Origin of the sequence: Streptomyces sp. 8L (assembly GCF_020176795.1) — a bacterium.
In the GTDB taxonomy this organism is placed as follows: domain Bacteria; phylum Actinomycetota; class Actinomycetes; order Streptomycetales; family Streptomycetaceae; genus Streptomyces.
Genome location: NZ_JAIUKE010000190.1, coordinates 1 through 22,470, shown reverse-complemented (window position 1 = coordinate 22,470; position 22,470 = coordinate 1). Strand labels below are relative to the sequence as shown.

Here is a 22,470-nt window from a genome sequence, read left to right as displayed (position 1 = left end):
GTACTCGACGGCGGCCAGGTTTGCGCGGAGAAGAGCAGGGAGCACGTACAAGGCACTGCCAATGTGATTGGGAGGGAGGAGCGGCACGCGCCCGGCAGTTTCACCTACGCGTCCCACCAGGCGATGTTCGCGGGCTTCCTGCCCACACCGGCCCATCAGGGCCCCCATCCCCGGCTGTTCGCGGCACACTTCCCGGGCAGCGAGTCCACGGCGGAGGGCACGTATGTCTTCGAGGGGCCGGACCTCGTCTCCGGGCTCGCCGCGGCCGGCTACCGCACGGTGTGCGTGGGCGGGGTCGGGTTCTTCAACCGGCGCGGCCCGCTGGGCTCGGTGCTGCCCAGCCTCTTCCAAGAAGCGTACTGGGAAACGGAGTTCGGGGTGACCTCGCCCCGTTCGTTCGAGGCGCAGATCGAGCGTGCCGAGCAGGTCGTGGCGCGGCTCCCGGCCGACCGCCGGCTGTTCCTCTTCGTGAACGTGTCGGCACTGCACCAGCCCAACTGGTTCCACCTGCCCGGTGCCACCGCGGCGGCGGGCGACAGCCGAGCCAGCCACGCGGCGGCGCTGGAGTACGTCGACCGCCACATCGGGCGGCTGTTCGACGCGATGAGCGCGCGGCGCCGCTGTTTCGCGATGGTCTGCTCCGACCACGGCACGGCGTACGGCGACGACGGCTGGAGCGGCCACCGCATCGGGCACGCGTCCGTGTGGACCGTGCCGTACGCCCATTTCTTCCTCGACCCGAGGACGGACCCACGAACCCGGACGGAACGATGAACCACGACGTCTCCATGGACCACAGCGTCCGCACGCATCACGACGTCTCGACAGACCACGATGTCCCCACGGACCACGACGTCCCTGCGCATCACAACGTCCCCACGGACCACAGCGTCTCCCGAGACCACCACGTCCCCGGCGATCGCGTCGGCTCGGCGTACGAGGACGGGCCGGTGGACGGCGACGCGACGACCGGCCCGTATCTGAGCCCGTACCAGAACTATGTGTACGCCTATCCGCACAAGACGGCGTACCGCCCGCTCGGCGAGGCACCCCGGCTGCGCGAGGTGTGGGCCGGCGAGCGGCGCGACGCCCTCTCGCTCTACCTGCACATCCCGTTCTGCGAGGTCCGGTGCGGCTTCTGCAACCTGTTCACCAGGATCGGGGCGCCCGACGGACTGACGTCGCGCTACCTGGACGCGCTGGAGCGGCAGGCGATCGCGGTCACCGACGCGCTGGGCGACCGCGAACCCGTGCGGTTCGCCACCGCTGCCTTCGGCGGCGGCACGCCCACCTTCCTCACGGCGCGCGAGCTGGAGCGGCTGTGCGACATCGCCGAGAAGCGGATGGGAGCCGATCTCTCGGCCGTCCCCCTCTCGGTGGAGGCGTCGCCCGCGACGGCGACCCGGGACCGGCTCGCCGTCCTCGCCGAGCGGGGTGCGACCCGCCTCAGCCTCGGTGTACAGAGTTTTGTCGACAAGGAGGCACGGGCGGCGGTCCGCCCGCAGCGCCGCGCCGACGTGGAGGCGGCCCTCGGCCTGATACGGGAGGCGGGCATCCCCGTACTCAACATCGACCTGATCTACGGGATCGACGGGCAGACCGAGGAGACCTGGCGGCACTCGCTGCGGGCGGCGCTCGCCTGGCGGCCCGAGGAGCTCTACCTCTATCCGCTCTACGTGCGCCCGAGGACGGGGCTCAGCCGCCGGGAGCACGCGGACGGCGCCCCCTGGGACGCCCAGCGGCTGCGCCTGTACCGCTACGGGCGCGACCTGTTGCGCGCCGAGGGGTACGAGCAGGTGTCGATGCGGATGTTCCGCCGCCCCGGGGCCCCCGCGCAGGGCCCCGACGACCACGCCTGCCAGACCGACGGGATGGTCGGCCTCGGCTGCGGCGCCCGCTCGTACACCTCCCGCCTGCACTACGCGTCGGACTACGCCGTGGACATGGGCGAGATCCGGACCATCATCGACCGGTACACCGCGACCGCGGACTTCAGTCGGGCCCACCACGGCTTCCTGCTCGACCCGGGCGGCGACGAGCCGCGCCGCCGCCATCTGCTCCAGTCGCTGCTCCAGGCCGCGGGCCTGGACCTCGCACAGTACCGGGCCCGGTTCGGGGCCTCGCCCGCGGACGACTTCCCGGCCGAGCTCGCGGACTTCGCCCGGCGCGGCTGGCTGGACGGCGCGGCGGCGGACGCGGGGCTGCTGCGGCTGACACCCGAGGGGCTCGCGCACTCGGACGCGCTCGGTCCCGCCCTGTTCTCGCCCGCCGTCAGGTCGGCGATGTCCGCGTACGAGCCGAGGTGACGCCGCCGTGGATCTGACCGTCCTCTACCGGGGGCCGCTCGCCTCCTGTGACTACGACTGCCCGTACTGCCCGTTCGCGAAGCGCCGCGACAGCACGGCGCAACTGCGTGCGGACCGTGACGCCCTGGAGCGGTTCACCGACTGGGCGTCGGGGGCGACGGGCGACCGGCTCTCCCTGCTGTTCACCCCGTGGGGCGAGGGCCTCGTCCGGTCCTGGTACCGGCGCGCCCTGACCGGGCTGTCCCATCTGCCGCACGTGGCTCGGGTCGCGATCCAGACCAACCTGAGCTGCCGCACGGACTGGGTGGCGGACGCCGATCCCGCGACGCTCGCCCTGTGGTGCACGTACCACCCGGACCAGACACCGTACGACCGCTTCCTCGCCAAGTGCGCGGACCTGGACGCACGGGGAGTCCGGTTCAGTGTGGGGATCGTGGGGCTGCCGGGACACCTGGGCCACGCGCGCCGGCTGCGCGCCGATCTGCCGCCCCACGTCTATCTGTGGGTCAACGCGGCCGAAGGCCATACGTACACCGACGAGGAGGCCGCCCGCTGGACGGCCCTCGACGCGCTGTTCCCGTACAGCAGGACCCCGCACCGCTCGGCGGGGCTGCCCTGCCGTACGGGCGAATCGGTCGTCTCCGTGGACGGCTCCGGTACGGTGCGCCGGTGCCACTTCGTCCCCACTGAGCTGGGCAATCTGTACGACGGCTCCTACCGGAGCGCCCTGCGTCCGCGCGCCTGCCCGCTCGCGCTCTGCGACTGCCACATCGGCTATGTGCACCTGGAGACACTGCCGCTGTACGACGTGTTCGCCGGCGGTGTGCTCGAACGGGTACCGGCGGTTGTGCCGGCCGTCACACACAGCTTGAGTCGTACACCGATGCCCTAGGGTCGGAAAAAACGCACGGCGTACGCGCCGGCGCCGACGACGGAGGAGCCCCCGTGACACAGGAGTCGCAATACGTCCCTTCGGCCGAGACCGCGACAGGGACAGAGTCCGGGGCGGACCGCGGGGCGGGCCCCCGTCCGGCCGCCGAGGACGAACTGACCGGGGTACGGAACTTCCGCGACGTGGGCGGCCTCCCGGCCGGCGACGGCAGGCGGGTACGGCACGGCGTGCTGTTCCGCAGCGGGCACCTGGCCGCCGCCACCGCTCAGGACGCGGTCTTCCTGTCGTCGCTCGGCCTGCACACCGTCTTCGACTTCCGCAACTCGGCCGACCTCAAGCTGGACGGCCCCGATATCGAGTTGCCGGGCGTACGCAATGTGAACATCCCGCTCAACGACCCCGCTGACGGCGCCGAGTTCTGGAAGCTCGTGCGCCACGGCGATCTGGACCAACTGCGTTCGATCCTCTCGGACGGCAGGGCCGCCGCGCGGATGACCGATTCGTACCGCAGGACCGTCACGGAGCGGACCGCGGAGCACAGCCGGGTGGTGCACGCCGTCGCCGGTGACAGCGTGCCCGTCCTGCTGCACTGCGCGGCGGGCAAGGACCGCGCCGGTGTCACGGTGGCGGTCATCCTGCTCGCACTCGGCATCGGGTACAACGCGATCGAGGAGGACTACCTCAAGTCCAATGCGGCGCACCGGCGTTACCAGGTGCGGCGCGGAGAGGGCGCGGGCGGCGGGTCCTTTGAGATCATGGAGCTGCTCAGCCCGCTGTTCGAGGCGCGCGCCGATTATCTCCGGGCCGCCTTCGACACGATCGAGGAGACCTGGGGCGGCACCGAGCGGTACCTCACCGAGGGGCTCGGCCTCACGCCCGAGACGCGCGAGCGGCTGCGGGCGCGGCTACTGACCGCGTGAGCCCACCTTGAACAGCAGGTAGAGGAAGCCCGCGATGGCGTGGCCCGCGATCAGGTAGGCGAACAGTCTGATCGCGAGTCCGCGCGGCAGGATGCCCACCTTGTGGTTCGGCTTCTGGCTGTCCAGTGGGTCGTGCGACATGGCGACCGCCTCTCGAACGGTGGTGGAGTTCTTCAACGGGGGTGTGTCCCTCAGCGCCGGTGCACGCCGGGAGAGCCGAGGCACAGCTCGCCCGCGGGGCTCTGCAGGAGCGTGTGGACGAAGAGGAGGTCCACCCCCGCGCGCTCGGTGGCCGCGATCCGGTGCGGGACGAGCGAGTCGAAGTGGGCGCTGTCTCCTGGCTCCAGCAGGTGGACGCCGTCGCCGAGGGTGAGCCTGAGGTTTCCGCCGAGCACGTAGAGCCACTCCTCGCCGGGGTGCACCCGGACGAGGTTGCCCTGCGCGCCGTGCTCGACGGTGACCCGCAGCGGCTGCATGGCACGGCCGGGGTTGCCCGCCTGCCGGTAGATCCAGCCGTCCGCCTCGACCGGCTCGGCCCGCGCTCCCCTGACGATCGGGTCACGCTCGGGCGGCATCTCGCCCAGGAGGTCGGAAACGGTCGTACCGTAGATACGGGCGAGGGCCAGCAGCATGGGCAGCGAGGGCTGCCGGTGCCCTGTCTCCAGCCTGGAGAGGTGGGCGGCCGAGAGGCCGGCGCGCACGGCGGCGGCCTCCAGGGTGAGCCGGCGGCTGCGGCGCAGCTCCCGCAGGCGCGGTGCGACGTCGGGCAGCGGCTCGTCGAGCGGCGGTCCCGCCGCCGCTTCGGAGACTCCGGAGGTGCTCATGCCTCCATTGGGCCAAAAACTTTCCTCCGAGGCAAATATATTGCCTCGGAGGTAAAAGCCCCGATGAGGGTCCTGCCCCGGCCCCGCTTCGGCCGGCGGCCCTCCGGGTTGCCGGTTACCGGTTGGCCACCGCCTGCTTGACGAGGGTCTTGCCGAAGTCCCACATCAGGCCGCCGCCGCCATGGGCGTCGTCCATGACGGCGGTGAACGCCTCCACGAACCGGTCGACCTCCGGCTCGCCGATGGTCAGCGGCGGGATGAGCTTGATCACTTCGAGGAAGTCGCCGGAGACCTGGGTCAGGATGCGGTGCTTCTGGAGCAGCGGTACGACGACCATCTGCGCGAACAGGCCCTTGCGGGCGGCCTGGAGCATGGTCCAGCGGCTGCGCAGCTTGAGCGAGTTCGGCCGGCCGAACTCGATGCCGATCATCAGGCCCCGGCCGCGCACGTCGTGCAGCAGCTCGTACTTCGGGATGAGGTCGGTCAGCCGCTGCTTGAGCAGGTCGCCCGTGCGGCGGGCGTTCTCGACCACCTTGTCGTTCTCCATCACGGAGAGCACGGCAAGACCCGCCGCCATGGCCTGCGCGTTCGCCCCGAAGCTCGCCGAGTGCACCAGCACGCGGTCCATCGAGGAGTAGACCTTCTTGAAGATCCAGTCCTTGCCGAGCGTCGCGCTCACCGGGACGTACCCGCCGGACAGCGCCTTCGCCACGCAGACGAGGTCGGGCTCGACGCCCGCCTCGTGCTGGTAGGCGTAGAACGCGCCGGTCCTGCCCATGCCCGTCTGCACCTCGTCGGCGATCAGCAGCGCCTTGTGCTTGTGCAGCAGGTCCTGGGCGGCGCGCAGGAAGCCGGGCGGGGTCTCGTGCACGCCCTTGCCCTGGATCGGCTCCACGACGAAACCGGCGACGTCGCCCTTCTTGAGCTCCCGCTCCAGCGCGTCGAGGTCACCCAGCGGGATGGCCGTGTCGGGCAGCAGCGGGGCGAAGCCGTCCCGGAAGCTGTCCTCGCCGTTGACGGAGAGGGACCCCGTGGTCAGGCCGTGGAAGGCGTGCGACGCGTACAGGACGCGCTTCTTGCCGGTGGCGTACCGGGCGAACTTCAGCGCGGTCTCCACCGCCTCGGTACCGCTGTTGCCGAAGAACACCCGGTCCAGGTGCGGGCTGTGGGTGAGCAGTCGCTCGGCGAGGAGCCCCGGCAGGGGCTGGCAGTCGAAGCGGGTGAGGTCGGCGAGCGAGGCGTCCAGCACGTCGTGCAGGGTCTTGCGCACCACCGGGTGGTGGCGGCCGAGGCCCATGACACCGAAGCCGGCGAGCATGTCGAGGTAGTCGTTGCCCTCCGCGTCCCAGAAGTGGGCGCCCTCGGCCCGCTCGTAGAACTTGTCGAAGCCGATGGTGTGCAGCATGCGGGGCAGCTGCGGGTTCACGTACTTGGCGTGCAGCTCGTACCGTTCCGCGCCGCGCTCGGCGAGGAGCGTGGCCAGGTCGAAGTCCTTCGGTTCCGCGACGGGCGCGGGCCCGGTACGCGGAGCGGGCTCCCTGGCTTCGGTGGGCTGGGTCATTGCGCATTCTCCTTGCGTGCCAGCGCGGCACTGATACGTCCCGCGATCTCGACCGGGGTGAGGCCGATGTCGGCCAGCAGCTCGTCGCGCCTGCCGTGGGCGAGGAACTGCTCGGGGATGCCGAAGGTGCGCAGCGGTACGTCGCACCCGGCGTCGCGCAGTGTCTGCGCCACCGCCCAGCCGACGCCGCCGGTGCGGCTGTTGTCCTCCACGACGGCGACGATCCGGTGCCGCTCGGCGAGCGGTGCGAGCTGCTCGTCGAGGGGCTTGACCCAGCGTGGGTCGACGACGGTGCAGCCGAGGCCGCGCGCCTCGAGCAGTTCCGCGGTGTGCAGGCACACGGGGGCGAGGGCGCCCGCCGACACCAGGAGCACGTCGGTCTTCTCGCTCCGGCGCAGGACGTCCATGCCACCGAGGCGGTCCACCGCGGGCACGGGCTCGCCCACCGGCTCCTTCGGGAAGCGCACCACGGTCGGCGCGTCGTCGACGGCGACGGCCTCCCGCAGCTGTGCGCGCAGCTGTCCGGCGTCGCGCGGTGCCGCGATCCTGAGGCCCGGCACCATCTGGAGCACCGACATGTCCCACATGCCGTTGTGCGAGGCGCCGTCGCTGCCGGTCACACCGGCCCGGTCGAGCACGAACGTCACACCGCAGCGGTGCAGCGCCACGTCCATCAGGACCTGATCGAGGGCGCGGTTGAGGAAGGTGGCGTACACCGCAAAGACCGGGTGCAGGCCGCCGGTGGCGAGAGCGGCGGCGGAGGTCGCCGCGTGCTGCTCGGCGATGCCGACGTCCCAGACGCGGTCGGGGAAGCGCTCGGCGAACTTCGTGAGCCCCACCGGGTGCAGCATGGCGGCCGTGAGGGCGACGACGTCGGAGCGCTCCTCGCCGATGGCGGTGATCTCGTCGGCGAACACCGAGGTCCAGGACGGCCGGCTCGGGGCGAGCGGCTCGCAGGTGAGCGGGTCCATCGCGCCGACGGTGTGGAAGTGGTCGGCCTCGTCCCGCAGGGCGGGCGGGTAGCCGCGGCCCTTCTCCGTGAGGCAGTGCACGAGGACCGGGCCGGAGAATCGCTTCGCCTTGTGCAGCGCCGCCTCCACGGCGGCCTCGTCGTGGCCGTCGACCGGGCCGAGGTACTTGATGCCGAGGTCCTCGAACATGCCCTGCGGCTGGAAGGCGTCCTTGAAGCCCTTCTTCGCACCGTGCAGCGATCCGTAGAGCGGCTTGCCGACCACCGGTGTGTTGCGCAAGACGTCCTTGCCCCAGGCGAGGGCCCGCTCGTAGCCGTCCGTGATGCGCAGCGTCGCGAGGTGGGCGGCGAGACCGCCGATGGTGGGGCCGTAGCTGCGCTCGTTGTCGTTGACGACGATGATCAGCGGCCGGTCCCTGGCTGCTGCGATGTTGTTCAGCGCCTCCCAGGCCATGCCGCCGGTGAGCGCGCCGTCCCCGATGACCGCGACGACGTGGGCGCCGCTGCCCCGCACCTCGCCCGCCTTGGCGAGGCCGTCGGCCCAGCCGAGCACGGTGGAGGCGTGCGAGTTCTCTATGACGTCGTGCTCGGACTCGGCGCGCGACGGGTAGCCGGACAGTCCGCCCTTGCCGCGCAGCTTGGAGAAGTCCTGCCGGCCGGTGAGGAGTTTGTGGACGTAACTCTGGTGGCCGGTGTCCCACAGGATGCGGTCGACGGGTGAGTCGAAGACCCGGTGCAGGGCGATGGTGAGCTCCACCACGCCGAGATTGGGTCCGAGGTGGCCGCCCGTCCTGGCCACCGCCTGGATGAGGAACTCCCTGATGTCCTCCGCGAGTTCGTCGAGCTCACCCTCGCCCAACGCCTTGAGATCGCGTGGCCCTCGAATGGTCTCAAGGATCGACACGCTCGGCCCCCTCTCGGATCGTCCACCGCCGCACGGGTCACGGGTGCCCCGGGCGGCACCCCGTATCCTCCACCGGCTCGGTGGGATGGCTTGCTGTCCGCCCGCTCCACGGGAGCCCCGCACCGTGCGGGGCTCCCGTGCGGGATGGTGTCAGCGGGTACCCGCGACCGTCTCGCGCGCAGCGCGGATGGTCTCCTTCAGGGACCCCATGGTGGCGAGTACGGCGGTGGGCTCGTAGCCGCAGTGCGCCATGCAGTTGTCGCACCGCGAGTCCTTGCCCCGGCCGTACTTGTCCCAGTCGGTCTCCTCGATGAGCTGCCGGTACGTGGGCACGTACCCGTCGGCCATCAGGTAGCACGGCCGCTGCCAGCCGAACAGCGAGTAGTTCGGAATGGCCCAGGCGGTGCAGGCGAAGTCCGCCTTGCCTTCGAGGAAGTCCAGGAAGAGCGGCGAGTGGTTGAGCCGCCACCGGTTCCTGTTGCCGTCGCCGAACGCCTTCTTGAACAGCTCGCGGGTCTGCGTGACGCCCAGGAAGTGGTCCTGGTCGGGCGCCTTCTCGTAGGCGTACGCGGGCGAGATCATCATCTCGTCGACCTTGAGGTCGTCGTTGAGGAAGTTCAGCACCTCGACGATCGTCGACGCGGTGTCGGTGTTGAAGAAGGTGGAGTTCGTGGTGACCCGGAAGCCGCGCCGCTTGGCCTCCTTGATGGCGGCCACGGCCTCGTCGAACACACCTTCCTTCGCGACCGACTCGTCGTGGCGCTCCCGCATGCCGTCGATGTGGACCGTGAAGGTGAAGTACGGGGAAGGCTTGAACTTGTCGAGCTTCTTGCGCAGCAGCATGGCGTTGGTGCACAGGAAGACGTACTTCCTCTTGGCCACCAGCTGCCGGACGATCTCGTCGATCTGCGGGTGCATCAGCGGCTCGCCGCCGGCGATCGAGACCATCGGGGCGCCGGACTCCAGCACGGCGCCGACGGCCTGGGCGACCGGCATGCGCTGCTTGAGCACGCCCGCGGGGTGCTGGATCTTGCCGCAGCCCTCACATTTCAGATTGCACGCGAACAGGGGCTCAAGCTCCACGATGAGCGGGAACTTGTCCCGCTTGCGGAGCTTCTGTTCGGCAAGGTACGTCCCGACCCTGATGGTCTGACGAAGCGGCATAGCCATCTGGCTCACCTCCTGGGGAGCAGCAAAGAACGGTGCCATTCATAGAAAACCGGAAGGACGGCACGAAGGACGCGGAAGGCTGATATTCCTCCGCGCACCGTGCCGATCCGGACGAGCTCGTGCTCCGGAGCGTCCACGACCACACGTACGGCCGCAACCGGGCGGGGCCCGGCCTCCAGAGCGGTGCGGAGCGTCGTGGCGGACTCCATGTCCACCCCGACGGCTCCAGTGGTGCGCAGTTCGGCCCGTTCCTGGCCGCGTACCACATGGTCCGAACCGGTCAGCGGACCGGTGTGGACCGTGTGTCCGGGCAGTGCCCGTGACAGCGCCTCGAAGAGCATCTCGGCGCCCGTGCAGGGGGTGACCCCGCGCGCGTCCCGGGTCTCGTCGGCGACGATCAGGTCCCCCGGGCTCATGCCCGGGGTGAGACCGGCACAGAAGCCGGACGCGATGACCGCCGCGTCCCTGTGCCGGTCCTCGCCCACCGCGTTCTTCACGGCGCGTTCGGCGTTGGCGGGGCCCATGCCCGTCCGCAGTACGGTGACGGGCCCCGCGGGCTCGCCACGCCTGCCGCGCAGCGCGAACCGCTCGATGCCGAGGGCGCAGGCGATCAGCAGCGAGCCGTGCGGTCCGTCGGGGCGGGCATCCGGAACGCCGGTCATCAACCCGCCTGGAGGGCTCGGCCGGCGAGGGGCTCCCCGTGGACGTAACGGCCGAGCGCCGTCAGCGGGAACACCTGCCGGTAGAGGTGGTAGTTGATCGAGAAGTCCCAGGGGAAGCCGGTGCCGGTGAAGTAGGGCTCGTCCCACGAGCCGTCCTCCAGCTGGGTCGAGGCGAGGAAGGCGATGCCGCGCTCGACGGCCGCGCTCTCCCGCTCGCCCGCGGCGAGCAGCGCCAGCAGCGCCCACGCGGTCTGGGACGCGGTGGAGGCGCCCTGCCCGATCCACTTCTCGTCGGTGTAGGAGCGTTGGTCCTCGCCCCAGCCGCCGTCCTCGTTCTGCACGGACTCCAGCCAGGTCACCGCGCGCCGGACGGCGGGGTGGGTGCCGGGCAGCCCCGCCGCGGTCAGCGCGGGCACCACGCATCCCGTGCCGTACACGAAGTTCGTGCCCCAGCGGCCGAACCAGCCGCCGAACGTCTCCTGTTCGGCGAGCAGCCACTCGACACCGCGCCGGGTCGCGGGGTGGTGCGACTTGCCCTCGTACGCCAGCATCTCCACGACGTGCGCCGTGACGTCGGCCGACGGCGGGTCGATGACCTCGCCGAAATCGCAGAAGGGCAGCCTGTTGGGGAACGGGCTCATGTTGTCCGCGTCGAACGCGGCCCAGGCGCCGTTCTTCGACTGCATCCCGAGCGTCCAGCGGGTGCCCCGGCTGACCGCGTCCTCCAGCTTGCCGCCGTCGGGGTGGTTCACCCGGCGCAGCGCGAGGATGACCTCCGCTGTGTCGTCGATGTCCGGGTAGTTGTCGTTGTGGAATTCGAACGCCCAGCCGCCGGGGGCCAGCGAGGGCCTGCGGACCGACCAGTCACCCGGACGGGCGATCTCCTCGTCGATCATCCAGCTCGCCGCCTTGACCATGGCGGGGTGGTCGGCCGCCACGCCGGCGTCGGCGAGCGCGATGGTCGCGAGGCAGGTGTCCCACACCGGGGACTGGCACGCCTCGATCATCCGGGCGCCGTCCTCGCGCCAGACCGCGAAGCGGTCGAGGGAGGCGAGCCCCGCGCTCATCACCGGGTGCTTGAGGTCGTAGCCCAGCAGATGCAGCGCCATCAGGGAGTAGACGGCGGGCGGCTGGATGCCTCCCCAGCAGCCGTCGTTCTCCTGCCTCTCGATGATCCAGCGGGACGCGGCCCGCATCGCGGCGCGGCGCAGCCGGCGCGGCGCGAACGCGCGGTAGGCGTGCAGCGCCTTGTCGAGGCGCTGGAACGCTCCATCCCAACTGGCCACCTTGGCAAGGGGCTTGGCCGGGTTGGGGTCGGCGGCATCGGTGTGCAGCTCGTCCAGGGGGAAGGGTGCGGGACGGACGGGGCGGATGGCGCCCACCACGGTCAGCGGCACGATGGTCTGCCGGGCCCAGCAGCCGAAGTCGTAGACGTTGAGCGGGAGCCACTTGGGGAAGAAGATCACTTCCGGCGGCATCTCGGGCAGGTCGTCCCACTTCCACCAGCCGAACAGCGCCAGCCAGATGCGGGTGAAGACACGGCTCGCCGCGATGCCGCCCTGCTCGCGCACCCATGCGGAGGCGCGCGCCATGTGCTCGTCCTCCGGCGCGTCGCCCGCGAGCCGCAGCGCGACGTACGCCTCGATCGTGGCGGACAGTTCGCCGGGGCCGCCGTGGAAGGTGGCCCAGGTGCCGTCGGCACGCTGCTCGCCCCGGATGAACAGGGCCGCCGCTTCGGTGGTGTGTGCGTCCCGGATGCCGAGGAACTGACGCAGCAGCAGGTCCTCCGCGTCCATCGTCACATTGGTTTCCAGGTCGCCCTTCCACCAGCCGGCCGCGTCCTGGCGTCCGAGCAGGTGCTCGACACCCCGGAGGGTGGCCTGCTCGGCGGCCGCCCTCACTTCTCCGGCCGTGGCGGTGGTGGCCGGTACGCCCGCCGAAGCGGCCTTGGAGCCCAGGGACCCCGCGCTCCCGTCGGTCGTCGCTGTCATAACTTCCCCTCCGTGCAGTGTTGCTTCTGCTGTGCTGGGGTCTTTGCCGTCCGTCTCCGGGCGTGCGACCGGACCGGACGGCGACTGCTCAGGTCAACCCCCAGAAAGGGCAGATATGGGAATAGTGATCATCTCTCTCGTACGACGACGAAGTCGGCGAGCGCCACGAACTGCGCCCGGACTTCTTCCGGCATGTCCACTCCCGCCAGGGCTTCCACCGCGACGGCGTGCTGCCGGCGAGCCTCCTGGGAGGTCCACTCCCGACCGCCGGCCTCTTCGATCAGCGCTGCGCGGGTAGCGAATTCTTCCTCGGAGAAGGTCTCGAAATCATTGCTTTTCGCGTCGGCGGCCAGGAGTTCGCCAAGTCGCCGCGACGCGGGGTTGTCCGCGGCGAGCGCGGCCACCACCGGAAGGGACTTCTTGCGCTGCCTCAGGTCGCTCCAGGTCTGCTTCCCCGTGGAGTCGGGGTCGCCCCAGATGCCGAGCAGGTCGTCCACGGCCTGGAAGGCGAGGCCGAGGTGGTGGCCGTACGACTCCAGCAGGTCGGCCGTACGGTCGTCGGCGCCGCCGAGTACCGCGCCGATGGACGAGGCACAGGCGAGCAGCGCGCCCGTCTTGTTCCCCTCCATCGTCAGGCACTCCTCGACGGTGACCCGTTCGCGGTGCTCGAAGGAGATGTCCTGCGCCTGTCCGTCGATCAGCTTGCGGGTGGCGCTGGTCAGCCGGCGCGTCGCACGTCCGGCCTCGGGGCTGCCGAGCTCCAGCAGGATCTCGTTGGCCAGCGCGAACAGCGCGTCGCCCACCAGGATCGCCTGGGCGGGGCCGTGCACCTTCCACACCGTGTCGCGGTGCCTGCGCTGCTCGTCACCGTCCATCAGGTCGTCGTGCAGCAGCGAGAAGTTGTGCACCAGCTCCACGGCGACCGCGCCGGGCACGCCCTGCTCGGGTGCGGCGCCCGCGGCCTGGGCGGACAGCAGCGCGAGCGCGGGCCGCACGGCCTTGCCGCCGTCACCGTCGGCGGGCTTGCCGGTCGCGTCGATCCAGCCGAAGTGGTACGCCGAGACGGTGTCCATGGGCGGCGCCAGCCGGTCGACGGCCGCGCGCAGCACCGGGGTCGCAAGGCTCCGCCCGCGATCGAGCAGCGCGTTGACGTCCGCGGTGTCGACAGCCATGTCTGCCGGGGGCACAGTCGGCACGGTCTCTCCTCTTGTTCCAGTACTCGTAGATGCGGTACCCGGGCTCATGCCGCCTCCTCCAGTGGGTGTGCGTGGGGGCGGCCGAGCTCGGTCAGGGCGGCACCCGCGGCGTCGAGGCCGCTGCGCACAGCGCCCTCCATGGTCGCGGGCCAGCCGGTCGCGGTCCACGAACCGGCCAGGAACAGTCCCGGCGCGTCGGTACGGGCCGTGGGACGCAGCCGCCCCACACCCGGTGCTGGGGCGAAGGTCGCCGTGCGTTCCCGGGTGACGAAGAAGTCCCGTACGACGGCGCCGCGCGCGGCGGGCAGCAGCCGTTCCAGTTCGGGAAGATAGCGCTCTCTCAACTGCGCCACAGGTGTGTCGATCTCGTCCTGCGCGGCCGACTGGGACAGCGCCAGGTACTGGCCGTCCGTCAGGCCGGAGGCCTCGGTGCGGTCGAACACCCACTGCACGGGCGAGCCGAGCGCCGTGAAGAACGGCCTCCGCAGGACCCGGCGGTCGTAGAGAACGTGGACGTTGAGGATCGGCGCGGTGTCGATGGCGAGGAGCCGGCCGGGGTCGGCGATCGCGCCCTCGGGCAGCAGGGCGTGCGCCTCGCGCTGCGCGACGGCGAGGATGACGGTGTCCGCTTCGAGGGTCTCGCCGTCGAGGCGCACCTGATAGCCGCCCTCGGGACGGCGGTCGATGCCCGCGACGCGGGTGCGCAGTGCGGTGGTGACGCCCGCGTCGGCCAGCGCCTTCCTCGCGAGGGTGTCGTGCAGTTCGCCGAGCGGGACCCGCGCCCAGCCGATGTCGGCGGCGCCCGGCTCGGTCAGCAGGCCCGTCTTGAACACCTTGGCGGCGAGCCCCAGCGAGCTGTGCGCCGCGGTGGCGTTGAGCGTGGCCACACCGACGAGGTCCCACAACGCCTCGACGGTGCGCGGCGACTGGCCGTGGCGGTGCAGCCAGGTGGCGAAGTCGACGTCGTCGAGCGCCGGGTCGTCGGGGTCGAGTTTCCGCAGCGCCAGGGCGGCGCGGCCCACCGACGCCCGCTCGGCGAGCGAGAGATGGGGGTAGAGCGCGAGGCCCGCGGTCAGGTGCAGCGGTACGGGAAGGCCGTTGCGGCGCAGCCTGCCCAGGCGCGGCCGGGCGCCGCCGACGTCGAGCACGGGAACGTCGAGCCGGTCCTGGAGGGGTGCGAGCGCCGCGCCCCCGACCCGGTCGAGGAACCACCGGTATGCCGTGCAGCAACGCAGGTAGACATGCTGCCCGTTGTCCACCGTCAGGCCGCCGCGCCGGAACGAGAAGGCGAGGCCGCCCAGGCGCGGACGGCCCTCGGCCAGGGTGACGTTGAGTCCCGCCTCGGCCAGGCGGAGGGCTGCGGTGATCCCCGCGAGCCCTCCGCCGATCACTACGGCTTGGCCGGAGACCGGGTCGTCGGCAGGCGTCATGCGTGCTCCCCTCGCACGGTCACGATCAGGGACGCGGCCGGGTGGGCGGGGGTTGCCGTGCGGGCGTGCGGGTGCGAGCCATCGGCGATGTGCCGCATCAGCCGCGCCCCCTGGTGGTCCGTCGTGAGATGTGGCGGGCGTCGAGACCGGAGAGCCCGCGCACGGCAACATACGCCTTCTCGTGCCCCGGGAGTGACACCCGCCCCCTCAGTACCGCCTCCGGGTCGCGCTCGATGCGGTCGAGCAGGCGCCGGTAGATGCCCGCCATGGCGGCGACGCACGCTCCGCTGCGCCGGTCGAGGAGCGGCAGCAGCTGGTAGCCCTCGGCGAACAGCCGCCGGGCCCTGCGCGCCTCGAAGTGGATGAGGGCCGCGAAGTCGGAGCCCGCGGGCGGGGTGGCGCTGTGGAAGCCGGCCGAGCAGCCGAACTTGGCGAGGTCGTCCGCCGGGAGGTACGTACGGCCGTTGCCGGCGTCCTCGCGCACGTCGCGCAGGATGTTGGTCAGCTGGAGCGCGAGGCCGAGGGTGTCCGCGTGGGCGAAGGCGCGCTCCGAGGTGGCGGCCGGGCCGCCGCCGAACACACCGAGCGAGAGCCGGCCGATGGCGCCCGCGACACACCGGCAGTAGACGCGGAGTTCGTCCCATGTCTCGTACGTCTCGCCGTGCACGTCCATCAGGACGCCGTCGATGAGTTCGTCGAGCGCGTCGATCGGGATGGGGAAGCGGCGTGCCGTGTCGGCGAGGGCGACGGCGACCGGGTCGGTGTCGTCCTCCTCCACGGTGCCCTTGCGCACCCGGTCGAGGAGGACACGGGTCTCCTTGAGCCTGGCCTCCTTGGTCTCGGCGTCGAGCGTCCCGTCGCCGATGTCGTCGACCCGGCGCGAGAGCGCGTACAACGCCGACATGGCCTGCCGCTTGGCCGCGGGCAGCAATCTGATGCCATAGGCGAAGTTCCGGGCCTGCTGCCCGGTCACCGCCTCGCAGTAGCGGTAGGCCGCCTGTACCGGCGCGGACGACATGGGTGTCTGTCCCTCCACGTTCCGGCTCACCCCTCTCTGTGCGCACTTCGCAAGGCGGCTCCCACCTCGCGCAGCAGCCGTGCCTTGGTGGGTTTGGGCGGGCCGGGGAGCACATCGTGCCCGGCGGCCGCGATCGAAGCGAGGGCGGCGCGCCCTCCCGCCACGAATCCGGCGAGCAGCAGCCTGAGCCTGCCGTGGACGCTGCCCACCAGGCCCGCGCCCTCGTCCAGCAGGTCCCTGGCGCGCTCCGCCTCGAACGCGATCAGCGTACGCACCGACGCGTTCGCCGTCGCGGCGGCCAGGTCCGCCTCGCTGACGCGGAACCGCTTCATGTCCTCGGCCGGCAGGTAGATCCGGTCCCTGCCGAGGTCCTCCGCGACGTCCTGGAGGTGCTCGACGATCTGCAGCGCAGTGCAGACGGCGTCGGAGCGCCGTACGCGCTCGGGCGTCTCGGTGCCCGTGATGCCGAGCACCAGCCGGCCCACCGGGTTGGCGGAGAGCTCGCAGTAGGCGAGCAGGTCGTCATAGGTCTCGTAGCGCCGTACGAGCTGGTCCTGGCGGTTGGCGCCGATGAGCCCGAGGAACGGCTCCGGCGTGAGTCCGCGGTTTCGCACGGTGGGGACCAGCGCGTTCAGCAGCGGGTGCCCGGGCGCGGGGCCCTCGGCGTCGAAGACGCGCCGCAGGTCGGCCTCGAAGGCGTCGAGCATGACACCGCGGTCGCCGGCCTGCGCCGGGTCCACACCGAGGTGGCGGGCGTCGGCTCCGCCGGGGGCGAGATCCCCGTCCCCGATGTCGTCGACGAGGCGGGAGAACCCGTAGACGGCCATCAGGTCGTCACGCCATGCACGGGGCAGGAAAAAGGGGGCAACGGGGAAATTCTCGTCCGTCGCCTTGTCCAGTGTGTCGCGCGCGGAACCTTCACCACGCCTCTGCCGACCCGTCACAGCGGAGTTCCCAATACGGGGACGGCGTAATCCTCGCAGAGCCGGAGATTTTCCGTCATTTCCGTCATATCTCCCGTTCTACACTGCCGACCGAATACATCCCATTTCGGACACGCCGCCCGTTCCTCCTGAGCAATCACCGCCGAGGCAGGCGAGGTACTCAGTGGGAATCACCCCACTTGCCGTGAATTCAGAACCAGCTCAGCTTACGTTGTACAACGGGAACGGTCGCGTCCGGGGTGTTGAGCGCATTACAAGAACGCAGCGATCCGCGCCAACGCTTCCCCCACGGGCCCGACTTGACCCGCCCTTGACGATCAGGGCGCCGCCGGGGACAGGCGAAGGCCCCCGCCGCAGTGCTCGGCAGGGGCCCGCGAACGCCGTGGGGACCGCCTACTTGCCGGTCTCCTTCTCGTACGCCCGCAGCACCTCTTCGGTGGGTCCGTCCATCAGCAGTTCGCCCTTCTCCAGCCACAGCACGCGGTCGCAGGTGTCCCTGATGGACTTGTTGCTGTGACTGACGAGGAACACCGTGCCGGCTTCCTTCCGCAGTTCCCTGATGCGTTCCTCGGAGCGCACCTGGAACTTGCGGTCACCGGTCGCCAGAGCTTCGTCGATCATCAGCACGTCGTGGTTCTTCGCGGCGGCGATGGAGAAGCGCAACCGGGCGGCCATACCGGACGAGTAGGTACGCATCGGAAGCGTGATGAAGTCGCCCTTCTCATTGATGCCGGAAAAGTCGACGATCTGCTGGTACCGGCTCTTGACCTCCTCCCGGGACATGCCCATGGCGAGGCCGCCGAGGATCACATTGCGCTCACCCGTCAGGTCGTTCATCAGCGCCGCGTTCACACCGAGGAGCGAGGGCTGGCCGTCGGTGTAGACCTTGCCGCGCTCCGGCGGCAGCAGGCCCGCGATCGCCCGCAGCAGCGTGGACTTGCCCGAGCCGTTCGAGCCGATCAGCCCGATCGCCTCACCCCGGTAGGCGGTGAACGTGACACCGCGCACCGCGTGCACCTTGCGCACCCCGCGCGACTCGCCCTTGTCCCGGCGCAGGATGCGGCTCATCGCCGCCGTCGCGCTGCCCTTGCCGCGGCTTCCGCCGTTGACGCGGTACACGATGTGGACGTCGTCCGCGATGACGGTGGGCACACGGTCCACCGGGTCCGGCTTGTCCAGAGAAATGTCAGCCACGGCCGTACTGCTCCTCAGCCTTCCAGAAATAGATGAACCCGGCGACGCCCAGGAGCGCCGCCCACCCCAGGCCGTAGAGCCAGACGTGTTCGGGCAGGTTCTGTGCACCGTAGCCGTGGATCAGCGCGTAGCGCACCAGGTCCATGTAGACGGCGAGCGGATTGTGCTGCAACGCGACTTTGATCCAGTCCGGCTTCCCCTCCAGCATGACCGGGATCGAGTACATGACCCCCGACGCATACATCCAGGTGCGCATGACGAAGGGCATCAGCTGCGCGAAGTCCGGCGTCTTGCTGCCCAGCCGCGCCATCACCATCGTGAGGCCCACGTTGAAGACGAACTGAAGGGCGAGCGCCGGCACGACGAGCACCCAGCGGGGCGCTGGATAGCTGCCGAAGGCGACGGCCGCCGCGACCAGGATGACCATCGAGTACAACAGCTGCTGGAGCTGCTGGATGGCGATGGACACCGGCAGCGAGGCGCGCGGGAAGTGCAGGGCCCGCACGAGGCCGAGGTTGCCTGAGATGGCCCGCACGCCCGCGGTCACGGAGCTCTGCGTGAAGTTGAAGATGAACACCCCCGTGACCAGGAACGGGATGAACACGTCGTGCGGGATGCCCTTCCGGGTCCCCAGGATCAGTCCGAAGATCAGGTAGTAGACGCAGGCATTGAGCAGCGGGGTCACCAGCTGCCACACCTGGCCCAGCTTGGCCTGGCTGTACTGGGCCACCAGCTTCGCGCTGCTGAAGGCCACGATGAAGTGCCGCCGGCCCCACAGCTGCCGCAGATAGTCGGGCAGCGGGGGCCGCGCGCCGCTCACGGTGAGCCCGTACCGCGCGGCGAGCTCCGAGGGGGGAGGTCCGTCGCCTGGGGACGGGTGGGCGCTCGTCACGTTCGCACCGTCCTGTCCTTCGTCGGTCGTGGTTACGGGAAGGACGCCGCGCCGGGGACGCTTCCGGAACGACGCCATGCGGGGAAGCCCTTCAGCGCAGCCTGCTCGACGCCAGGATGGACACCAGGTGCAGCACGGTCTGCACGACCGCCACGGCGGCGAGCACCGCGACACCCAGACGGGTGAAGAACAGGCCGCTGCCGGTGACGCCGCACGCGTCCAGGACGGCCGCCAGCAGGATGAACAGGCTCGCCTCGATGCCGCCCACCAGACGGTGGAACCGCAGCGCGGCCGCCGCCCGCCGGGCCAGCGCGAGCCCGGAGGAGCGGGGCGCGGACGCCTCGTCCCGCACGGCGGGCAGGCCGCTGCGCTGCCGGGCCACGTCGACGAGGTCGGTCTCCGCCTTGACGAGGATCGCGCCGAGCGCCGCCAGGGTGCCGAGGAAGGCCCACAGCCAGTTCGCGGCGTGGCCCTGCTGGTGGAACACGTCGGCCGCACGTACGCCGAACCCCGCCAGCAGCGCTGCCTCGCACAGGTAGTGGCCGATCCGGTCCAGGTAGACGCCGGTCACGGAGGTCTGCTTCCGCCACCGGGCGACCTCGCCGTCGACGCAGTCGAGCAGCAGGTAGACCTGGAAGAGCACCACGGCGAGGATCGCGCCGAGCAGACCCGGCACCAGCAGGACCGCGCCGCCGAGCACGCCCGTGACCACCATGAGGTACGTGAGCTGGTTGGGCGAGACGCGGGTGTTCACCAGGTACGGGTCGATGTGGAGCGAGACCTCCCGCATGTACAGGCGGCCGGCCCAGTGCTCCCCGCTGCGCCGGTCCTTCACCCCGGCGGGGTGGACGACCGGACGCAGTTCAGCTACGGATGGTCTTGGCATGGTCGGCGTAAGCGTCCCTGATCTGGTCGGTGGACAGGTCGAGGTGTTCGAGGATGGTGAACCGCCCCGGCCTGGTCTGCGGCGCGTAGTCGACGGCCGTCACGAACTCCTCCGCCGTGAAGCCGATCTCCTCGGGCAGGACGGGCAGGCCGTGGCGGCGCAGGACGCTCGCGAACAGCCGCGCCTGCTCGTGCGCGCCGCGCAGGTGCATGGCGAAGGCCGCGCCCATGCCGACCTGCTCGCCGTGGGAGGCGCGGCGCTTCGGGTACAGCAGGTCGAAGGCGTGGCAGATCTCGTGGCAGGCGCCGGACGACGGGCGGCTGTCGCCGCTGATCGACATGGCGATCCCGGTCAGGACCAGCGACTCGGCGAGCACGGTCACGAAGTCGTCGTCGCCCACGCCGCCGGGGTGGCGCAGCACCGCCTCCCCCGCCTGCCGGGCCATGGCCGCCGCGAGCCCGTCGACGGGCTCGCCCGTGACGGTGTGCGAGAGCTCCCAGTCCGCAAGCGAGGACAGGTTGGAGATCGCGTCGCCGATGCCGGAGCGTACGAACCGGGCGGGCGCCTCGCGGATCACGTCGAGGTCGATGACCACGGCGATGGGCGTCGGAACCCCGTACGAGCCGCGGCCGTTGTCGTTGTCGAGGGTCGCGACCGGCGAGCAGAGCCCGTCGTGCGACAGGTTGGTGGCGACCGCGACCATGGGCAGGCCCACGCGGGCCGCCGCGTACTTGGTCGCGTCGATGATCTTGCCGCCGCCGAGGGCGACGACGGCGTCGTAGCGGCTGCCCTTGATGTCGTCGGCGAGCCGGACGGCGGCGTCGATCGTGCCGTCCGCGACCTCGTACCAGTCGGCGCCGGGCAGTCCGGGCGCGAGCCGCGCGCGCAGCGCCTGGCCCGATCCACCGCTTATGGCGAACGCGAGCCGGCCGGACGCGGAGATCCGCTGGTCGGCGAGGAGGGTGGCGAGGGAGTCCAGGGCGCCCCTGCCGATGTCGACGACGAGCGGCGAGGGGATGAGCCGGGTCAGTACTGGCACGCGATCGCCCGGCCCTTGGCGAGGTCGTCGTGGTTGTCGATCTCCACCCACGGGATGTCCCCGACGGGCGCGACGTCCACGGCGAAGCCCCGGTTCACCAGTTCCTGGTAGCCGTCCTCGTAGTACAGCTGCGGGTCACGCTCGAAGGTGGCCTTCAGCGCGTCCGCGAGGTCGGCGGCGGCCTCCGGCTCGATGAGCGTGACGCCGATGTACTCGCCCGTCGCGTCGGCGGGGTCCATCAGCTTGGTGATCCGGCGGACGGCGGAGGCGCCGTCGCAGACGACCTTCATCTCCTCGTCGGCGAGGGTCTTGACCGTGTCGAGGGCGAGGATGATCCGGCGGCCCTCGCCGCGCGCCTTGAGCAGGTCCTGCTCGACGGAGACGGGGTGCACGGTGTCGCCGTTGGCGAGGATCGCGCCCTCGGCCAGCACGTCGCGCGCGCACCACAGCGAATAGGCGTTGTTCCACTCCTCGGCCCTGTCGTTGTCGACGAGGGTGATGCGCAGGCCGTAGCGGGCCTCCAGCTCGGCCTTCCGCGCGTAGACGGCCTCCTTGCGGTAGCCGACGACGACGGCGGCCTCGGTGAGGCCTACTGCGGCGAAGTTGCCGAGCGCGATGTCGAGCACCGTGAGGCTGCCCCCGCCCTCGGGGTCGACGGGCACGAGGGCCTTCGGGAGGGTGTCGGTGTAGGGGCGCAGACGCCGTCCCGCACCGGCTGCCAGAACCAGGCCGATCATGCCGTTTCTCCTTCGTCGTGTACGGCGGGGGCCGACGAGGACACCCAGAACCGGATGGACTCGAACAGCGCCGCCAGGGCCACCGCCACCGCGAGCACCGTCAGCGCCACCGTGAAGTCCGTGCCGCGTGTCACCAGGGCCGCGGCGAGCGCGACGACCACGAGCGTCCTCGTCTCGTGGCCGCCGAGTACCAGCACCAGCCAGCGCGGCGGTGCGCCCGTACCACCGCGGATGCGGTAGGTCGTGTCGTAGTGATGGTAGGCGACCGCGGCCACCAGCCCGAAAGCCGCGGGCAACGCACCGTTCACCCCGGAGCGGGCGGCGAGCAGCAGGACGGTGCCGTACTCGGCGGCCCGGAAGACCGGGGCGACCAGCCAGTCGAGCGGGCCCTTGAGCGGCCGGGCGACCGCGAGCCCCGAGGCGACCACGTAGACGAGGGCCGCGACCAGCGGCCAGGGCCCGTCGATCCGCGTGTACGCCGCGGCGTACGCGAGCACGCCGCCGCCGATCAGCGCGACGGCGAACGGGAACACGGAGGGCATGCGCCGGGCGACGGGCCGCAGCGCGGCCGACACCAGGCGGGACAGCGGACCGGAGTCGGCCAGGTCCGCGAGGGCGCGCGCGGCCCGCTCGGTGCGTACGGCCCTGCGGGTCACGGAGCGCAGGACGCGGCCCGCCGTGGTGTAGCAGGCGGCGAAGGCGCAGCCGATGAGCAGCACGTAGAAGGTGATGCGCGGGGTGGTGACGGCGGTGAGCACCGCGATCATCGCCCAGCGCTCGCCGATGGGCAGGACGATCATGCGCCGGACCCACACCGTCCAGCCGACGCTGTCCAGCCGGGTGGAGAGCGCGGCGGTGGGGGTGGCGATGACGGCCTTGGCGCCGGGCGCGGAGCCGGAGGTTCCGGACGAGGGGGTGCCTGAGGTGCTGGGGG

21 protein-coding genes are annotated in these 22,470 nt (G+C 71.1%); 4 read left to right on the top strand and 17 right to left on the bottom strand.

Going from position 1 to position 22,470, the window contains the following annotated elements:
- From LCE31_RS17575 to LCE31_RS17560, 4 genes are all read left to right on the top strand, one after another.
- A partial coding sequence (locus tag LCE31_RS17575) for an STM4013/SEN3800 family hydrolase (protein ID WP_225015234.1) occupies positions 1 to 774 on the top strand: 774 nt, incomplete at its 5' end.
- Positions 771 to 2,306, top strand: coding sequence for an STM4012 family radical SAM protein (locus LCE31_RS17570; protein WP_225015233.1), 1,536 nt, complete (start codon positions 771 to 773; stop codon positions 2,304 to 2,306). The genes LCE31_RS17575 and LCE31_RS17570, both read left to right, overlap by 4 nt.
- Before the next feature lie 7 nt (positions 2,307 to 2,313).
- Positions 2,314 to 3,198, top strand: a complete 885-nt coding sequence (locus tag LCE31_RS17565) for an STM4011 family radical SAM protein (protein ID WP_225015232.1) — start codon at positions 2,314 to 2,316, stop codon at positions 3,196 to 3,198.
- Positions 3,199 to 3,353: 155 nt separating this feature from the next.
- Complete coding sequence (locus LCE31_RS17560; RefSeq protein ID WP_225015236.1) at positions 3,354 to 4,118, top strand: tyrosine-protein phosphatase; 765 nt, start codon at positions 3,354 to 3,356, stop codon at positions 4,116 to 4,118.
- Here the strand turns inward: LCE31_RS17560 and LCE31_RS17555 are convergent.
- The 17 genes from LCE31_RS17555 to LCE31_RS17475 all read right to left on the bottom strand — a co-directional run.
- A complete protein-coding gene (locus tag LCE31_RS17555) occupies positions 4,104 to 4,259 on the bottom strand; it encodes a DUF6126 family protein (RefSeq protein ID WP_225015231.1) in 156 nt (51 codons plus the stop codon). The two genes, LCE31_RS17560 and LCE31_RS17555, sit on opposite strands and share 15 nt — an antisense overlap.
- Before the next feature lie 50 nt (positions 4,260 to 4,309).
- Positions 4,310 to 4,942 carry a helix-turn-helix domain-containing protein gene (locus LCE31_RS17550; protein ID WP_225015230.1) on the bottom strand — a complete coding sequence of 211 codons (633 nt, stop codon included), beginning with the start codon at positions 4,940 to 4,942 and terminating at the stop codon, positions 4,310 to 4,312.
- A gap of 115 nt (positions 4,943 to 5,057) precedes the next feature.
- Positions 5,058 to 6,503 (bottom strand): aspartate aminotransferase family protein, encoded by a 1,446-nt coding sequence (locus LCE31_RS17545; protein WP_225015229.1) that lies wholly within the window; start codon positions 6,501 to 6,503, stop codon positions 5,058 to 5,060.
- On the bottom strand, positions 6,500 to 8,377 hold the full coding sequence (gene dxs / locus LCE31_RS17540; protein WP_225015228.1) for a 1-deoxy-D-xylulose-5-phosphate synthase: 1,878 nt from the start codon (positions 8,375 to 8,377) through the stop codon (positions 6,500 to 6,502). Before dxs ends, LCE31_RS17545 begins: the two co-directional genes overlap by 4 nt.
- Positions 8,378 to 8,527: 150 nt before the next feature.
- Complete coding sequence (gene hpnH / locus LCE31_RS17535; RefSeq protein WP_225015227.1) at positions 8,528 to 9,547, bottom strand: adenosyl-hopene transferase HpnH; 1,020 nt, start codon at positions 9,545 to 9,547, stop codon at positions 8,528 to 8,530.
- Between the two features lie 5 nt (positions 9,548 to 9,552).
- Entirely contained in the window at positions 9,553 to 10,209 is a 657-nt protein-coding gene (locus LCE31_RS17530; RefSeq protein WP_225015226.1) for a phosphorylase family protein, read from the bottom strand.
- Complete coding sequence (gene shc / locus LCE31_RS17525) at positions 10,209 to 12,200, bottom strand: squalene--hopene cyclase (protein ID WP_225015225.1); 1,992 nt, start codon at positions 12,198 to 12,200, stop codon at positions 10,209 to 10,211. Before shc ends, LCE31_RS17530 begins: the two co-directional genes overlap by 1 nt.
- Positions 12,201 to 12,328: 128 nt before the next feature.
- Positions 12,329 to 13,372, bottom strand: a complete 1,044-nt coding sequence (locus LCE31_RS17520) for a polyprenyl synthetase family protein (RefSeq protein ID WP_225015235.1) — start codon at positions 13,370 to 13,372, stop codon at positions 12,329 to 12,331.
- Positions 13,373 to 13,440: 68 nt separating this feature from the next.
- Positions 13,441 to 14,826 (bottom strand): hydroxysqualene dehydroxylase HpnE, encoded by a 1,386-nt coding sequence (hpnE, locus tag LCE31_RS17515; protein WP_225015224.1) that lies wholly within the window; start codon positions 14,824 to 14,826, stop codon positions 13,441 to 13,443.
- A 97-nt stretch (positions 14,827 to 14,923) separates the two neighbouring features.
- Positions 14,924 to 15,844 carry a presqualene diphosphate synthase HpnD gene (hpnD, locus tag LCE31_RS17510; RefSeq protein ID WP_225015223.1) on the bottom strand — a complete coding sequence of 307 codons (921 nt, stop codon included), beginning with the start codon at positions 15,842 to 15,844 and terminating at the stop codon, positions 14,924 to 14,926.
- Positions 15,845 to 15,870: 26 nt separating this feature from the next.
- A complete protein-coding gene (hpnC, locus tag LCE31_RS17505; RefSeq protein WP_225015222.1) occupies positions 15,871 to 16,788 on the bottom strand; it encodes a squalene synthase HpnC in 918 nt (305 codons plus the stop codon).
- Positions 16,789 to 17,181: 393 nt separating this feature from the next.
- On the bottom strand, positions 17,182 to 17,982 hold the full coding sequence (locus LCE31_RS17500; RefSeq protein WP_225015221.1) for an ABC transporter ATP-binding protein: 801 nt from the start codon (positions 17,980 to 17,982) through the stop codon (positions 17,182 to 17,184).
- Entirely contained in the window at positions 17,975 to 18,952 is a 978-nt protein-coding gene (locus LCE31_RS17495; protein ID WP_263631972.1) for an ABC transporter permease, read from the bottom strand. The genes LCE31_RS17500 and LCE31_RS17495 overlap by 8 nt, the downstream gene beginning before the upstream one ends.
- Before the next feature lie 13 nt (positions 18,953 to 18,965).
- Positions 18,966 to 19,760 carry a CDP-alcohol phosphatidyltransferase family protein gene (locus tag LCE31_RS17490; RefSeq protein WP_225015219.1) on the bottom strand — a complete coding sequence of 265 codons (795 nt, stop codon included), beginning with the start codon at positions 19,758 to 19,760 and terminating at the stop codon, positions 18,966 to 18,968.
- Positions 19,738 to 20,799: an iron-containing alcohol dehydrogenase family protein gene (locus LCE31_RS17485; protein WP_225015218.1), complete on the bottom strand. Its 1,062-nt coding sequence runs from the start codon at positions 20,797 to 20,799 to the stop codon at positions 19,738 to 19,740. The genes LCE31_RS17490 and LCE31_RS17485 overlap by 23 nt, the downstream gene beginning before the upstream one ends.
- Positions 20,787 to 21,536: a phosphocholine cytidylyltransferase family protein gene (locus tag LCE31_RS17480; protein ID WP_225015217.1), complete on the bottom strand. Its 750-nt coding sequence runs from the start codon at positions 21,534 to 21,536 to the stop codon at positions 20,787 to 20,789. Before LCE31_RS17480 ends, LCE31_RS17485 begins: the two co-directional genes overlap by 13 nt.
- A partial coding sequence (locus tag LCE31_RS17475) for a DUF5941 domain-containing protein (protein ID WP_225015216.1) occupies positions 21,533 to 22,470 on the bottom strand: 938 nt, incomplete at its 5' end. The genes LCE31_RS17475 and LCE31_RS17480, both read right to left, overlap by 4 nt.